This is a genomic window from Pseudomonas citronellolis, from assembly GCF_001586155.1.
In the GTDB taxonomy this organism is placed as follows: Bacteria; Pseudomonadota; Gammaproteobacteria; order Pseudomonadales; family Pseudomonadaceae; genus Pseudomonas; species Pseudomonas citronellolis.
Genome location: NZ_CP014158.1, coordinates 3271362 through 3285734 on the forward strand (window position 1 = coordinate 3271362; position 14373 = coordinate 3285734).

General features: G+C 68.3%; 13 protein-coding genes. 5 read left to right on the top strand and 8 right to left on the bottom strand.

What is annotated here, in order from left to right:
• Positions 1–11 precede the first annotated feature (11 nt).
• The 3 genes from otsB to otsA are packed head-to-tail and all read left to right on the top strand — an operon-like array spanning position 12 to position 4020.
• Positions 12–833 (top strand): trehalose-phosphatase, encoded by an 822-nt coding sequence (gene otsB, locus PcP3B5_RS14455; protein ID WP_061561655.1) that lies wholly within the window; start codon positions 12–14, stop codon positions 831–833.
• A complete protein-coding gene (locus tag PcP3B5_RS14460) occupies positions 830–2623 on the top strand; it encodes a glycoside hydrolase family 15 protein (RefSeq protein ID WP_043272632.1) in 1794 nt (597 codons plus the stop codon). Before otsB ends, PcP3B5_RS14460 begins: the two co-directional genes overlap by 4 nt.
• Positions 2608–4020, top strand: coding sequence for an alpha,alpha-trehalose-phosphate synthase (UDP-forming) (gene otsA, locus PcP3B5_RS14465; protein WP_009620325.1), 1413 nt, complete (start codon positions 2608–2610; stop codon positions 4018–4020). The genes PcP3B5_RS14460 and otsA overlap by 16 nt, the downstream gene beginning before the upstream one ends.
• Before the next feature lie 339 nt (positions 4021–4359).
• On the opposite strand, the gene iadA is transcribed toward otsA, so the two are convergent.
• From iadA to PcP3B5_RS14495, 6 genes are all read right to left on the bottom strand, one after another.
• Positions 4360–5565 (bottom strand): beta-aspartyl-peptidase, encoded by a 1206-nt coding sequence (gene iadA / locus PcP3B5_RS14470; RefSeq protein WP_061561656.1) that lies wholly within the window; start codon positions 5563–5565, stop codon positions 4360–4362.
• Positions 5562–6266 (bottom strand): creatininase family protein, encoded by a 705-nt coding sequence (locus PcP3B5_RS14475; RefSeq protein WP_061561657.1) that lies wholly within the window; start codon positions 6264–6266, stop codon positions 5562–5564. Before PcP3B5_RS14475 ends, iadA begins: the two co-directional genes overlap by 4 nt.
• A complete protein-coding gene (locus tag PcP3B5_RS14480; RefSeq protein WP_061561658.1) occupies positions 6248–7774 on the bottom strand; it encodes a sodium:solute symporter family protein in 1527 nt (508 codons plus the stop codon). Before PcP3B5_RS14480 ends, PcP3B5_RS14475 begins: the two co-directional genes overlap by 19 nt.
• Positions 7767–8030: a hypothetical protein gene (locus PcP3B5_RS14485; RefSeq protein ID WP_061561659.1), complete on the bottom strand. Its 264-nt coding sequence runs from the start codon at positions 8028–8030 to the stop codon at positions 7767–7769. Before PcP3B5_RS14485 ends, PcP3B5_RS14480 begins: the two co-directional genes overlap by 8 nt.
• Before the next feature lie 76 nt (positions 8031–8106).
• Positions 8107–8982, bottom strand: a complete 876-nt coding sequence (locus tag PcP3B5_RS14490) for a MurR/RpiR family transcriptional regulator (RefSeq protein ID WP_070065498.1) — start codon at positions 8980–8982, stop codon at positions 8107–8109.
• A gap of 188 nt (positions 8983–9170) precedes the next feature.
• Positions 9171–9986, bottom strand: coding sequence for a helix-turn-helix domain-containing protein (locus PcP3B5_RS14495; protein WP_043314855.1), 816 nt, complete (start codon positions 9984–9986; stop codon positions 9171–9173).
• A 181-nt stretch (positions 9987–10167) separates the two neighbouring features.
• On the opposite strand from PcP3B5_RS14495, the gene PcP3B5_RS14500 reads away from it, so the two are divergent.
• Both PcP3B5_RS14500 and PcP3B5_RS14505 read left to right on the top strand, forming a co-directional pair.
• On the top strand, positions 10168–11610 hold the full coding sequence (locus tag PcP3B5_RS14500; RefSeq protein WP_009620340.1) for an alanine/glycine:cation symporter family protein: 1443 nt from the start codon (positions 10168–10170) through the stop codon (positions 11608–11610).
• A 60-nt stretch (positions 11611–11670) separates the two neighbouring features.
• Positions 11671–12663, top strand: a complete 993-nt coding sequence (locus PcP3B5_RS14505) for an asparaginase (protein WP_061561661.1) — start codon at positions 11671–11673, stop codon at positions 12661–12663.
• Between the two features lie 540 nt (positions 12664–13203).
• Here PcP3B5_RS14505 and PcP3B5_RS14510 read toward each other — a convergent pair.
• A complete protein-coding gene (locus PcP3B5_RS14510) occupies positions 13204–13494 on the bottom strand; it encodes a LasR-specific antiactivator QslA (RefSeq protein WP_009620344.1) in 291 nt (96 codons plus the stop codon).
• 383 nt (positions 13495–13877) lie between these two features.
• Positions 13878–14345, bottom strand: a complete 468-nt coding sequence (locus tag PcP3B5_RS14515; RefSeq protein ID WP_061561662.1) for a GNAT family N-acetyltransferase — start codon at positions 14343–14345, stop codon at positions 13878–13880.
• Between the last annotated feature and the right edge of the window lie 28 nt (positions 14346–14373).

Sequence of the window (14373 nt, forward strand, 5' to 3'; positions counted from 1 at the left end):
GAGATCGGCCCATGTCCCGCCCGATCGATTCAGGTCTGGCCGACGCGGCCATTGCTGCTTGCGGTGATGCCTCGGCCAGGGCCCTGCTCGATGACTGGTTGAGCGAGCGCGACGCACCCTGCGCGCTCTTTCTCGATGTCGACGGTACCCTTCTGGATATCGTCGAAACCCCCGATGCGGTGCGCGTTCCCGACGACCTGCGCGCCGCCCTGCAAAGCCTGCACCGCCAACTGGACGGTGCCCTGGCGCTGGTCAGCGGACGCCCGCTGGCGCAGCTCGACGACCTGTTCGCTCCCCTGCGCCTGCCGGCCAGCGGTGGCCACGGCGCGCAGTGGCGCCTGGCCGGCGGGCAACCCCTGCAACAGTTGCCGGCGGCCCATCTTGGCGCGCCGCAGCGCGACCAGCTGCTGGCCCTGGCCCGGCGCCACCCCGGCGTGCTGGCCGAGGACAAGGGCAGCAGCCTGGCCCTGCATTACCGTGCCGTGCCCGAGGCCGGCCCGGCCCTGGCGGCGGCCCTGGAGCGCCTGCTGCGCGGCCCCGAGGGCGCCGGGCTGCGGCTGCTGCCGGGGAAGATGGTGTTCGAGGTGCTGGCCCATGCCAGCGACAAGGCCCAGGCCATCCGCCGCTTCCTCGGCGAGCCGCCCTTCGCCGGGCGCCGGCCGCTGTTCATCGGCGACGACCACACCGACGAGCCGGCCCTGGCGCTGATGCCGCAGTTGCACGGCCTGGGCCTTTCGGTCGGGCGCCTGGCGCCCGGCGCGCGGGCCGCCTTCGACCACCCGCGCGCGGTGCGCGAGACACTCATTCAGGCCACGAGGAGAACACAGGCATGAGCAAGCACAACGGCGCGCTGGACCTGGGGCTGATCGGCAACTGCCGCGTCGCCGCCCTGGTGAACCGGCAGGCGCGCCTGGTGTGGTGGTGCTACCCGAATTTCGACGGCGACCCGGCCTTCTCCCGGCTGCTGGCCGGCGACGAGGAAAAGGGCTTCTGCGACGTGCTGCTCGACGGCATGGTCAGCAGCCACTCGGAGTACCAGCCCAACACCGCGATCATCCGCACCACCCTCACCGACGCCGCGGGCAACGCCGTGCGCATCACCGACTTCGCCCCGCGCTTCCTGCAGTACGGCCGCTACTTCCGCCCGGCGCAGCTGTGCCGGCTGGTGGAGCCGGTGCAGGGGCTGCCGCGGGTGACCCTGCGCATGCGCCCGACGCACCACTACGGCAAGCCGTGCGAGGCGGTGGCCGGCTCCAGCCACATCCGCTACCTGGGCGGCGACCAGGCGCTGCGCCTGACCACCGATGCGCCGCTGTCCTACGTCATGCAGGAAACGCCCTTCGCCCTCAAGCACCCGGTGAGCCTGGTGATGGGCGTCGACGAACCGCTGGACGAATCCCCCGAGCAGGTGGTGCGCAGCTTCCTCGAACGCACACGCGCCGGCTGGTACGAGTGGGTGCGCTCGCTGGCGATCCCCTTCGAATGGCAGGACGTGGTGATCCGCGCGGCCATCACCCTGAAGCTGTGCAGCTTCGAGGAGACCGGGGCGATCATCGCCGCGGTGACCACCTCGGTGCCCGAGGCGCCGGGCACCCAGCGCAACTGGGACTACCGCTACTGCTGGCTGCGCGACGCCTACTTCGTGGTGCTGGCGCTGAACCGCCTGGGCGCCACCAAGACCATGGAGCGCTACGTCGACTTCATCACCACGGTGGCGGTGGAGGGCGCCGAGCTGCGCCCGCTGTACGGCGTGGTCCCGGCCATGGACCTGACCGAGCGCATCGAGCCGGACCTGGCCGGCTTCCTCGGCCACGCCCCGGTGCGCGTCGGCAACCAGGCGGTGGAGCAGGTGCAGCACGACGTGTTCGGCTCGGTGGTGCTGGCGGTGCTGCAGAGCTTCGTCGACCAGCGCCTGCCGCACCCCGGCGACGAAGGCATGCTGCGCCTGCTGGAAAGCCTGGCCGAGCGCGCCGCGCGCAACGCCTTCGTGCCCGACGCGGGCATCTGGGAATACCGCGGCCGGCAGCGCGTGCACACCCATTCGGCGATGCTCTGCTGGGCCGCCTGCGACCGCGTGGCGCGCATCGCCGCGCGCCTGGGCCACGGCGAGTCGGCGGCGCGCTGGCGCAAGGAGGCCACGCGCATCCGCGAGGGCATCCTGCGCGAGGCCTGGAGCGAGCGGCGGCAGTCCTTCACCGGCAGCTTCGGCGTCGACGACCTCGACGCCAGCGTGTTGCTGATGCACGAGCTGGGGCTGATCGAGGCCGACGACCCGCGCTTCGTCGCCACCGTCGACTGCATCGGCCGCGAACTGAACGTCAACGGCCACCTGCTGCGCTACGCCGCCGCCGACGACTTCGGGGTGCCGGAGACCGCCTTCCTGGTGGTCAAGTTCTGGTACCTGGACGCCCTGGCCGCCATCGGCCGCCGCGACCAGGCCCGCGAGCTGTACGCCGAGCTGCTGGCCGCGCGCAACAGCTTCGGCCTGCTGTCCGAGGACCTGCATCCGCACACCGGCGAGATGTGGGGCAACATTCCGCAGACCTACTCCATGGCCGGCTTGATCAACACCGCCATGCGTCTGTCCATGAGCTGGGAGGAGGGCCTATGTCGCGGCTTGTAGTGATTTCCAACCGGGTGGGCATGCCCGATGCCGAGGGCCGGCCCGCGCCGGGCGGCCTGGCCGTGGCGGTGGCGGCCACCCTGCGCGAGCGCGAGGGGCTGTGGTTCGGCTGGAGCGGCCAGGTGGCGGAAGTGCCGGCCGAGCCGACCACCCTGCAGAACGACAACATCACCTACATGGTCACCGACCTGCCGCCGCAGGACTTCCAGGAGTACTACAACGGTTTCGCCAACCGCGTCCTCTGGCCGATCCTGCACTACCGGGTGGACCTGGCCGAGTTCACCGAGGCCGACTTCGGCGGCTACCTGCGCGTCAACGAGTTCTTCGCCGAGCGCCTGAGCCCGCTGCTGCAGCCGGACGACGTGCTGTGGGTCCACGACTACCACCTGATCCCCCTGGCCGTGGCGCTGCGCGAGCGCGGCCACCGCAACCGCATCGGCTTCTTCCTGCACATCCCCATGCCGCCGCCGGACCTGCTCACCGCGCTGCCGCACCACGAGGAGCTGGTGCGCGCGCTCACCGAATACAACCTGATCGGCTTCCAGACCGAGAACGACGCCGACAACTTCGCCCGCTACCTGACCCGCGTGGTGGGCGCGGCCACCCCCGATTCGCGGCGCTTCAGCCTGGGCCACCAGCACTTCCGCGTCGGCGTGTTCCCGGTGGGGGTGGACGTCGAGGGCTTCCGCCGCCTGGCCGAGGAGGCCGAACACGGCCCGCTGGCTGCCAAGCTGGAGGAGAGCCTGGTGGGTCGGGCGCTGATGGTCGGGGTGGACCGCCTGGACTACTCCAAAGGCATCACCAACCGCCTGGACGCCTACGAGCGCTTCCTGGAGAAATACCCCGAGCGGCAAGGCAAGGTGACCTGCCTGCAGATCGCCCCCGGCAGCCGCCAGGAAATCCCCGAGTACGCCGAGATCGACGCCGCGGTGAGCGCCCGCGTGGGGCACATCAACGGCCGTTTCGCCGCGGTGTCCTGGGTGCCGCTGCGCTTCGTCAGCCGCAACCTGGGCCGCGAGGACATCGCCCTGGTCATGCGCCGCGCGCGCATCGGCCTGGTCACGCCGCTGCGCGACGGCATGAACCTGGTGGCCAAGGAATTCGTCGCAGCGCAAGACCCGGCCGACCCCGGCGTGCTGATCCTCTCGCAGTTCGCCGGCGCCGCCGCCGAACTGGGCGCCGCGCTCATCGTCAACCCCCACGACCGCGACGCCCTGGCCGATGCCATCGAGCGCGCCCTGGAAATGCCGCTGGAAGAACGCCAGGCGCGCCACCAAGAGATGTATTCGGTGCTGGAGGCCAACCACATCCGCTACTGGGGCCACGGCTTCATCGAGGCCCTGACGCGCCCGGGCGTGCCGCTGAACTGGCTGTCCAGCCGCGGGGCCAACCGCTGAGGGGGATGGTGCAGGTTGCACCGAGATGCTCTTCGTAGGAGCAACTGTCTTGCGCCGAGGTGCTCTTCGTAGGATGGGTTGAGCTTGCGAAACCCATGCGGTTGCGGTGATGGGTATCGCTTCGCTCAACGCCATCCTACGAAAAGCCGTGCTTCCTGGAACGTAGGAGCGAGCTTGCTCGCGAACGGGTGTTTACTAAGGTACAAGCCGGCTAACGCGGAAACATCAGCGCACGCCGAACGGTCCCCTCTCCCTTCAGGGCTGGGCGCGCAGCCGAGGGTTAGGGAGAGGGGACGGGACCAAGCCCAAACACCGTCATTCCCGGCCGGCATCAAAAACTCACTCCCCCTCAAACGTCCCCCACAGACAAGCCCTGCCACCAAGCACCACCTGCCGCCCCCGCGCAAAGGCCTGCACCAACTCCAACCGCTCATCCAGCAACAGGATGTCCGCCTCCAACCCCACCGCCAGGTGCCCCTTGCGCCCCTGGAGGCGCAGCAGGTCGGCCACGTTGCTGGTGAACGGCCGCAGTGCCTGCTCCAGCGGCAGTTGCTCGCGCAAAACCAGATCACGCAACTCGTTCATCAGGCTCTTGCAGCCTGCCAGGGCCAGGCCGGTCAGCCGGCCTTCGGCGTCGAACACCGGCTGGCTGCCGTTGGCGTCCGAGCTGATGGTCAGCCGCTGCAGCGCGACGCCCGCGCTCAGCGCCTGGATCACCGCGCGGCTGGACTTCAGCGCCTGCTTGGCGCCCAGTTCGGGGTTGATGCCGCTGGTGAGGTCGATGTTGCCGCCGTCCAGGGCGAAGCGGATCGCCGCCTCGTAGAGCGCCGCCGTGCGGTTGACGTGGGTCGGCAGCAACTGGCCGATGGGGACGTCGCTGTGTTCGAGGATGCCGTACAGCGGCTCCAGCGCCCGGCGGCCGTTGCCCAGGTGGAACACGCTGATGCCCGCCTTGCCGCCCAGCAGGCCGCCGAGCCGGGCTTCGGCGGCGATGCGCGCCAGTTCGCCGATGCTCGGCGCGGACGAGCGATGGTCGGAGATGGCCGTCTTCACCCCGATAATGGGATCGATGAAGGCGATGTCGCGCTGGATGCTGCCGGTGATGGTGGGCGTCGGGACGCCGTAGGCGCCCGTCAGCATGAAGGCTGTGATGCCCTCGGTGTTCAGCGCGCGGGCCTTGGCCAGCAGCGATTCGGGGTGGCGGGTGATGGCGTCGGTGCCGAGCAGGCCGACCACGGTGGTGATGCCACCCTCCAGCAGGCTGGACAGGCGCACCTCCGGCGTGCGGCTGTGGGGCCCGGCTTCGCCGCCGCCGCCGATCAGGTGCAGGTGCTGGTCGATGAGGCCGGGGCAGAGCGTCAGGCCCCGCGCATCGACCTCCTGGCAGCCCGGCAGGTTGGGCGCTTCCAGGTGCTCGGCGATCGCCAGGATGCGTTCGCCGCCGATCAGCAGGTCGCGCCGGCCGAGCTTCTCGGGGGCGTAGAGTTCGCCGCCGCGCAGCAGCAGGAACGCCGGCGGCGCGGGGGCCGCGTTGGTCATCGTCATTCGGCCCAGCCGCCTTGCAGTTGTTCGCGGGTTTCCTCGACGCCGACCTGCCACAGCTCCTGCATCAGCGCGTCATCCTTGTGGTAGGCGCCGCCGTAGTTGCCGTCGCCAATGTAGGCGCGCACGTCCTGGGCGCCCAGTTGGCGCAGGCGGGCCAGGTCGACCATCGGCTTGCGTTCCTCGGGCGGGGTCTGGCCGGGGATGCGCGTCCAGGGGAAGTTCTCCATCCACGAGGCATGGGAGGCCAGCGCGTCTATCTCGCGGACCTTGGCCAGGGTGCGCGGCGTGCTCCACCAGTTGTGCAGCTTGACCCGCGCCTGCGGGTGCCGGCACAGCCACTGCTGGATTTCCGCCTGCACCGGGCAGTTGCCGCCATGGCCGTTGACCAGCAGGATGCGGCGGAAACCCTGCTGGTGCAGGCTGTCCAGCACGTCGACCAGCAGCGCGAAGTAGGTCGCCGGGCGCAGCGAGACGGTGCCGGGGAAGTCGCCGAAGTAGGGCGTCATGCCGTAGGGCAGGGCCGGGAACACCGGCAGCCCCAGGGGCTCGGCGGCCTCGATGGCCACCCGCTGGGCGAGGATCACGTCGGTCATCAGGCTGAGGTAGGCGTGCTGCTCGGTGCTGCCCAGCGGCAGCAGGACGCGGTCGTCCAACTGCACCTGGCGCTCCACCTGCATCCAGTTCATGTCGCCGATGAACATGGCTTGCTCCTGTCGTTGCGGGCGGTTGTGAAGTGCCGTTCCAGCACCTCGCGTTCGACGGCCGGGGTGGCCAGGCTGACGACCACGGCGACGGCCATGCCGAGCAGCCAGGCCGGCAGCAGCGGGTCGGTCCGCAAGCTCAGCCAGCCGTCCAGCCAGCCGGCCTTCAGCACGACGAAGCACAGCTCGCCGAGCAGCACGCCGGCCAGCGCGCCGGCGGCGGTGGCGCGCTTCCAGTACATGCCGAGGATCACGGCGATGACCCAGATGCCCAGGCCGCCGAAGGCGAAGCGCACGATCTCGAAGATGCTGGCGGGCTTGAGCACGCCGATGGCGATGCCGGCCAGGCCGATCAGCAGCGTGACCCAGTGCGACAGCCGGAGCACCCTGGCGTCGCTGGCCGCGGGGTTGATCAGCTTCTGGTAGAGGTCGCGGCTGATGCCGCCGGTGGCCACCACCATCAGCGCCGACACCGTCGACATGCCCGCCGAGACGATGCCGGCGATCATGACCGAGGCCAGGATCGGGTCCAGCGAGCGCTGCAGCAGCATCGGCACCACGAAGTCGGCGTCGCGGCCGACGAGGCCCGGCAGCGAGACGAAGGCGTTGACCCCGGCCCACTCGATCAGGGTGGCCGAGACCAGCATGCCCAGAGTGCCCAGCAGCACGCTCTTGAACAGCACGGCGTGGCTCTTCATGGCGTAGAACTTGGTGAACAGCGTCGGCTGGCCGATGGTGAAGAAGCTCCACATCAGGATCATGGTGACGTAGACGCTCCAGCCGTACTCGCCCTTGCTGCCGGGGTGGGCGAGGTGGCCGGGGCTGTCCGCCGCCAGCTGCGCGTTGATGGCCTCCAGGCCGCCGCCGGCGCGGACGGAGATGACGAAGGTGACCACCGCGGTGAGCACCATCAGGCTGCCCTGCAACACGTCGGTGAGCATGGCGCCGCGCATGCCGCCGTACATGCAGTAGAGGATCACGATGCCGCCGGTCACCACCACGCCGACCCACTCCGGGTAGCCGGTGAAGGTCTTGACGATGATGCCGGCGCCCACCAGTTGCGCGCCGGTCATGGCGACCAGGAACACCACCATGGCGATGGCGTGGATGGCGCGCATCGGCGAGGACTGGTAGCGGTCGGCCAGGTAGTCGCTCATGGTCAGGTAGTGGTTGCGCCGGCCCAGCTCCATCAGCCGGCGGCCGACCAGCAGCGCGGGGATCAGCATGGAGAAGGCCACCCCGGGGATGGTGATGCTCATCCCGGCGAAACCGTTGCCGTAGGCGATGGCCGGCACGCCCATGAAGGTGCTCATGCTGTACTGGGTGGCGAAATAGGCGATGCCCGAGACGATGGCGCCGGCCTTGCCGCCCATCACCAGGAATTCCTTCATGTTGCGCGTCTGGCGCGCGGCGACGTAGCCGATGGCGGCGATGACCAGGAAATAGACGCCCATGGTCAGCAGGAAGGGGCCGGGCGTGGGCGTCAGCAGATGATCGATGTCAGACATGCGCGTCGGCTCCTTCCTGTTTCGCCTGGAAGCCGCGGTATTCCGGGCGCTTCAGGCATTGCACGGCGAACAGCGCGGTGAGTGCGATGACCACGCCGCCGTGGACGATCCAGCCGAAGAGAAACAGCGGCACGCCCCAGGGGCCGGCCACGTAGGTTTCGCTGTAGTACCAGGGCAGCGGCAGCATGATCAGCCCGTACATGAACATGAAGACGAGGAACCAGCCCCGCTCGAATCGGTTTTCCCAGACGCCCATCGTTACTGCTCCTGAATGCGAAGTGTGGTGAGGGGCCCGGCGAACGCGGGGCCCCGCATGTGCGTGCAAGGGCGGGCTACGGAGGCTCGTCCAGGTAGAGGTAGGGCAGCAGCCGTTCGGTCTGGGCGCTGATGGCTTCGAGCGAATCCCCGGTGTGCTGGGCCAATGCCGCGCCCAGGGCCTCGATGAGCGCGACCATGCCGGCGTTGGAGGCGTACAGCAGCGGGTGCTCCGCAACGGCATAGAGCGCGGTGTCGGCCAGCGCTGCGATGGGCGAGGCCGGGCCGTCGGTGAGGGCCAGCACCTTGCAGCCGCGCTGGCGGGCCAGGCCGAGCAGTTCGACGATGCCGCGGGAATAGCGGGGCAGGGCGATGCCGATCACCAGGTCGCCTGCGCGCAGCACGTTGATCCGCCGCAGGGCCGACTCGACGCCGCCCATGGCGGCGAGGTCCTTGACCCCGGCGCGGAACGGCTCCAGGCAGTTGGCGGCGAAGGCCGCGTGGATGGCGCTGACGCCGAGGCCGGCGACGTACACCTGGCTGGCGTTGGCGACCAGCTCGACGGCGCGGCGCACCTGCTCGTCCCGCAGCAGTCCGTGGCTGCGGCGGATGTTGCCGGCGGCGCTGTCGAGGGATTCGCGCACGACGCCGGCGGCGCCGATGTCCCGCGCAAGGCCCAGGCGCAGCTTCTCCACCGGGGCGTAGGCGCTTTCGTAGAGCTTGCGCAGCGTGGCGCGGAAGGGCGGGTAGCCGTCGCAGCCGCAACGGTGGGCGAAGCGGTTGATGGTGGCGACCGAGACGCCGGCGGCCCTGGCCAGCTCGTCGATGTTCATGGTGGAGACCGCCAGCGCGTTGTTCAGCACGAAGTCGGCCAGCTTGCGGAAGGCCGGGGAATAACCCGGGCGGGCGCGGGCGATGGCGCCGAGCAGCAAATGGGAGGGTTCATCGGACATGGCGGCGGGCCCCGCTGCGCTTGTGCCTGGAAAGCGCTGCTGTCTGGAAATCGGTTTTTACTTTTCGTGTTGCCTGAAAATTAATTTACAGGCAGGCACTTATCGGCCTCGCTGAATAGTTGGGAGGGAATATTCCGAAGAACTTGTGCGACTGGATCAGGCCCGCGCCCGGAGCCTGATCGCGGCGGTCATTCGATCTCGAACAGGCCGTTGCGGATCGGCCCCACGCTCAGGCGCTCGCGCACGTCGTCGTCGATGCGCGGGTCGTCCGGGCGGTACAGCTTCACCTGGCGGTAGGCGTTGATCCGGTTGATCTCCGCGCCCAGGTATTCCCAGACCACCCGGGTGCACGCCGGGGTGCGCCGGTCGCCGCTGGAGACGCCGGTCTTCAGGCCGTTGAGGCGGGTGATGCGGCTCTTGAAGCTGGGGATGAGGATGGTCTGGCTCATCTCGTTGACGGTGAGCGATTCGTAGTCGATCAGGAACAGCCGGTCCTGCAGCTGGAAGGCCGCGCCCAGGTAGCGGCAGCGCACCCAGTCCTCGGCCTGCACGTCGGTGCTGCTGGAGCGTTCCTGGCGCTCCTGGCGCTCGAACAGGAAGTTGCCGTCCTCCTCCCACAGGTGCACCAGCGACAGCAGGATGGAGCCGGGCACCGACATGCAGTTGGAGTATTCGAAGTAGTAGCCGCAGTAGCGCGACAGGTTGCCGGCCTGTTCGCGCAGCGGTTCGAGCAGGCGCAGCAGCGGGTCGTTCGCCTGCGTGCCGGCCTGGCTTGCGCGGGCGCCGATCAGGCGGGCGAACTGCTCCGGCGGCAGGCCCAGCTCGTAGTCCTCGACGCCGAAGAAATCGCCGATGCGCTTGAGGTTGAACGGGGTGGGGCGGCTCTGCCCGCTAAGGTACTTGTTGAACTGCGCGCGGTTGATCTGCAACTGGCGGCAGACCTCGGAGATGGAGCGGTAATGGCTGCAGGCGAGCTTGAGGTTTTCGCCCAGGTGATCGGACATCGACGGTATTCCGGTGTGATGCGAGTGGCGCAAGCCTAGCATCAACTCGCGCCAGAGCGTAACAAGATGCGAAATTGTCACGTCCCCTCGTCTTGGCCAACCTTGCCCGCCAGCGCCAGGCCCAACCCGCGCGCCTGGCGCCTCTCTTCCAACCGAAGAACAAGAATCGAGGTCACACCCCATGCTCGAAGCGCTCAACGACTTCCTTTCCGGGAAGGTTCTCATCGTGCTCATCGTCGGACTCGGCAGCTACTTCACCCTGCGCTCCCGGTTCGTCCAGTTCCGCCATTTCGGCCACATGTTCGGCGTGTTCAAGGAGTCCATCCGCGGCCAGGCCGGCCAGCTGAGCTCGTTCCAGGCGCTGATGCTGAGCCTCGCCGGGCGCGTGGGCGCGGGCAACATCGCCGGCGTCGGCATCGCCGTGACCCTCGGCGGCCCGGGCGCGGTGTTCTGGATGTGGGTGACCGCGCTGGTGGGCATGTCCAGCAGCTTCTTCGAGTGCACCCTGGCCCAGGTCTACAAGCGCGCCGACGGCGACGGCCTGTACCGCGGCGGCCCGGCGTACTACATCCAGCACGGCCTGAAGCTCAAGGGCATGGCCGTGGTGTTCTCGGTGCTGCTGCTGGTGACCTACGGCTTCGCCTTCAACGGCCTGCAGTCCTACACCGTGACCCATTCGCTGCAGAACGCCTTCGGCTTCGCCCCGCAGCACACCGGCATCGCCCTGGCCGTGCTGCTGGCCATCGTCTTCATCGGCGGCATCAAGCGCATCGCCGCGGTGTCCGACCTGCTGGTGCCGGTCAAGACCCTGGCCTACATCGGCGTGACCCTGTACGTGATCGGCAGCCAGATCGAGCACGTGCCGGCCATGCTGGAAACCATCTTCAAGAGCGCCTTCGGCCTCGACCCGGCCTTCGGCGGCCTGCTCGGCAGCGCCATCGTCATGGGCGTGAAGCGCGGCGTGTTCGCCAACGAGGCCGGCCTGGGCAGCGCGCCCAACGTCGCCGCCGTGGCCGCCGTGCGCCACCCGGCGTCCCAGGGCGTGGTGCAGGCCTTCAGCGTGTTCCTCGACACCTTCGTCATCTGCACCTGCACCGCGCTGCTGATCCTGCTCTCGGGCTTCTACACCCCGGGCTTCGAAGGCGACGGCATCGTCCTCACGCAGAACTCCCTGGCCGCGGTGGTCGGCGACTGGGGCCGGCTGTTCGTCAGCGTCGCGCTGTCGCTGTTCGTCTTCACCTGCATCCTCTACAACTACTACCTGGGCGAGAACAGCCTGCAGTTCCTCAGCCGCAACCGCCTGGTGCTGATCGGCTACCGCGCCCTGGTGCTGGCGCTGATCGTCTGGGGCTCGGTACAGAACCTGTCCACCGTGTTCGCCTTCGCCGACATCACCATGACCTGCCTGGCCTTCGTCAACCTGCTGGCCCTGGCGCTGCTGTTCAAGGTTGGCCTGCGGGTGATGGGCGATTACGATGCACAGCGTCGCGCCGGCGTTCAGCAGCCGGTGTTCGACTCCGCCCAGTTCGCCGACCTCGACCTGGACCGCGAAGCCTGGCCGGCCAGCCAGCGCGCCGAGGCCGCCCGCGAAATCCCCGCCGGCCTGCCGCAGGCGCAGGGCTGACGGCCGCGCGGGCCGTCCCGGCGGTCGGCCCGCGCCACTACAAGAACGCAGGATCAGCCCATGCGCGCAGTCAAGAACCTCTTCGTCCTCTACACCGGCGGCACCATTGGCATGCTGCAGACCTCCGAAGGCCTGGCCCCGGCCAGCGGCTTCGAGGCGCGCATGCGCGAGTGGCTGGCCGGCAGCGGCCGGCAGCCGACCTTCGCCTGGGCCTTCCGGGAAATGCAGCCGCTGCTGGACAGCGCCAACATGCAGCAGGCGAACTGGCTGGCCATGCGCGACGCCATAGTCGACGCGGTGGAGCAGGGCGGCCATGACGGCGTGCTGGTGCTGCATGGCACCGATACGCTGGCCTATACCGCGGCGGCGCTGTCGTTTCTGCTGCTGGGGCTGGATGTGCCGGTGTTGCTGACCGGCTCCATGTTGCCCGCCGGTGCGCCGGGCAGCGATGCCTGGGCCAACCTTGGCGGTGCTCTGGACGTGCTGGAAGGTGGCCAGGCCATTGGTGTGCAGCTCTACTTCGGTGGCGCGCTGCTGCACGGTGCGCGGGCTACCAAGCTGCACAGTGAGGCCTTCGACGCCTTTGCCACGCTGCCGCGTCAGCGTGATGGTCAGCGCGTGGGGCAGGTGCCGCCGGCCCTGGATTACCGCCAGCCGCGTCAGCCGGTGAGGCTGGCTGTGCAGCCGTTGTTCCCCGGTCTGCAGGCTGAGCAGTTGGAGGCTGTACTGAATAGCGGTGTGCAGGGGCTGCTGCTGGAGTGCTATGGCAGTGGCACCGGGCCTTCCGACAATGAAGCCTTGCTTGCTGCGCTGGGCGCGGCCCGTAAGCGTGGGGTGCTGCTGGCTGCCATCAGTCAGTGTCCGGCGGGTAGTGTGGTGTTCGATACCTATGCGGCCGGCAGTCGCTTGCGCGACACCGGTTTGGTGTCTGGTGGCGGTATGACCCGTGAGGCGGCTCTGGCTAAGTTGTTTGCTTTATTGGGCGCGGGGTTGGATGTGGAAGAGGCAGAGCGTTGGTTTGGCCTGGATCTGTGTGGGGAGTTGGCTGGTTAGTATGGGCCTGATGCCGTTTTTCTCCATGGGAGAAACGGCATTTTTCATAACGAACTCCCCAGCCACGAGGTCCGAACTAGGCGTCCCCCCCACGAGCGTACATCTCTGCAGCCCGCGGGGCTCTCGCGACATCCATGTCGCATGACCTCCTGAGCGCGGGTTTCGCTCGGCCTTCTGAAGGGGCGTTTCGGTGCGCTCGGGTATTTCTCTGGAAGTCCCAAAGCCAGAGCAAGAGCGAGCTTGCTCGCGAACTGGCCGGTGATATCTGCGCACCGGTTCAACGCCGCCCCTCTCCCTAACCCTCGGCTGCGCGCCCCGCCCTGAAGGGAGAGGGAATCGTTGGGCAGACGTTGGTGCTCTGGAGTCAGCCGGCTAGCACAGAGATTGTCGGCTAAAGCCAGGCCTCTTCTCTGCACGGACGGCCCCCTCTCCCGCTTGCGGGAGAGGGTTGGGGAGAGGGCGCTCTTGAGGCCAGCACCAAAAGTCCCCGGCAACTCCTGTTCGCGAGCAAGCTCGCTCCTACGAAAAGCGAAAAGCGCGTCACTCCGGCATTCGCCCCAGCCGCTGTTGCAGGCGCGTCAGGAAGCCGATCTCGAAGGCCATTCGCCGCCAGTTGTCCATGTGCTCTATGCGCCCATGGACGAGGCGCGTCCACAGGTAGCCGTCGGCTTCGCCGGCCAGCCAGCTTTCGGCCAGGAGAATGCCTTGGTCGGCGGCTGGCTGCGTGGGAATCGGCCAGGTGAGCGTCAGGCCGGGCTGGCCGTCGGCGGCGGGGATTTCGACGGGATGGGTGTTGCTGGGGAGGACGATCAGATTGTTGGAATTGGTCATCTAGAGCTGCTCCGTTTCGTTGGATTCAGGAGCTGCCGCCAAAGCTGTCAACCAATGGAGGCAGACCGCGCGGGGTTGACAGACCGGGAAACGGAGCCGGCAGACCCGAAGGTCTCCCCGCGCGATCTGCCATGACACTTGCGGTACGAACCGCGGACACGAGAGGGCCTGCAAAAAGCGTTCGCCGCTTTCGCATGCACCTCGGAGGGCAATCGCGCCGTTTCTTCAGGCTGTCAAACCCGGTCGCGGATGAGCCGCGACCGGCGCAGCTTAGGAACCGGCCGGTAGCGCAACAAGGGCAGAAACACGCTGCAGGAGAGTATCGGATATTTCCCGCAACGGGCACCGATGCGGAAGAAGGGAGACGGCGTAGGAAGAAAGAACTACAGCCCCTGGCCCGCAATGGCCTTGCGCATGAACACCCGGGCAAACCCGTTCTCCGTGGCCCGGTGCGTTTCGCGGTAGCCCAGCTTCGTGTAAAGGGCGATGTTCTCGGTCATCAGCTGGTTGGTGTACAGCTCGATGGCCTGGAAGCCCTGGGCCCGCGCACGTTCCTCGCAGAACGCCAGCAACGCCTTGCCGATGCCCTGGCCCTTGAACGCCGGCGCCACCGCGATGTTCTCCAGCAGCAATGCCGGCCCCTGGGGGCGCAGCACCAGCACGCCGGCGACTTCGCCATCGCGGGTACACACGAACGCATCGGCTTCGGCGATCACCTGCCGGTAGTCGTCGAGCATGGGCGCGGGCTTGCGGCCCATGCGCGGGATATAGGGGCTGTAGGCCTCGTCCACCAGCCGGGCGATGGCGGGTGCGTCGTCGGGAAGGGCCTGGCGGATTGCTGCTACGTCCATTGGCTGTGCCTGGTCATGTCGGGTGGAG

What these genes read in the sequence shown, in the direction of transcription:
- PcP3B5_RS14505 (WP_061561661.1), top strand. Translation starts at nt 11,671, where the DNA reads ATGCGCGCAGTCAAGAACCTCTTCGTCCTCTACACCGGCGGCACCATT.
- iadA (WP_061561656.1), bottom strand. Translation starts at nt 5,565, where the DNA reads ATGACGATGACCAACGCGGCCCCCGCGCCGCCGGCGTTCCTGCTGCTG.
- otsB (WP_061561655.1), top strand. Translation starts at nt 12, where the DNA reads ATGTCCCGCCCGATCGATTCAGGTCTGGCCGACGCGGCCATTGCTGCT.
- PcP3B5_RS14480 (WP_061561658.1), bottom strand. Translation starts at nt 7,774, where the DNA reads ATGTCTGACATCGATCATCTGCTGACGCCCACGCCCGGCCCCTTCCTG.
- otsA (WP_009620325.1), top strand. Translation starts at nt 2,608, where the DNA reads ATGTCGCGGCTTGTAGTGATTTCCAACCGGGTGGGCATGCCCGATGCC.
- PcP3B5_RS14510 (WP_009620344.1), bottom strand. Translation starts at nt 13,494, where the DNA reads ATGACCAATTCCAACAATCTGATCGTCCTCCCCAGCAACACCCATCCC.
- PcP3B5_RS14475 (WP_061561657.1), bottom strand. Translation starts at nt 6,266, where the DNA reads ATGTTCATCGGCGACATGAACTGGATGCAGGTGGAGCGCCAGGTGCAG.
- PcP3B5_RS14460 (WP_043272632.1), top strand. Translation starts at nt 830, where the DNA reads ATGAGCAAGCACAACGGCGCGCTGGACCTGGGGCTGATCGGCAACTGC.
- PcP3B5_RS14515 (WP_061561662.1), bottom strand. Translation starts at nt 14,345, where the DNA reads ATGGACGTAGCAGCAATCCGCCAGGCCCTTCCCGACGACGCACCCGCC.
- PcP3B5_RS14490 (WP_070065498.1), bottom strand. Translation starts at nt 8,982, where the DNA reads ATGTCCGATGAACCCTCCCATTTGCTGCTCGGCGCCATCGCCCGCGCC.
- PcP3B5_RS14495 (WP_043314855.1), bottom strand. Translation starts at nt 9,986, where the DNA reads ATGTCCGATCACCTGGGCGAAAACCTCAAGCTCGCCTGCAGCCATTAC.
- PcP3B5_RS14500 (WP_009620340.1), top strand. Translation starts at nt 10,168, where the DNA reads ATGCTCGAAGCGCTCAACGACTTCCTTTCCGGGAAGGTTCTCATCGTG.
- PcP3B5_RS14485 (WP_061561659.1), bottom strand. Translation starts at nt 8,030, where the DNA reads ATGGGCGTCTGGGAAAACCGATTCGAGCGGGGCTGGTTCCTCGTCTTC.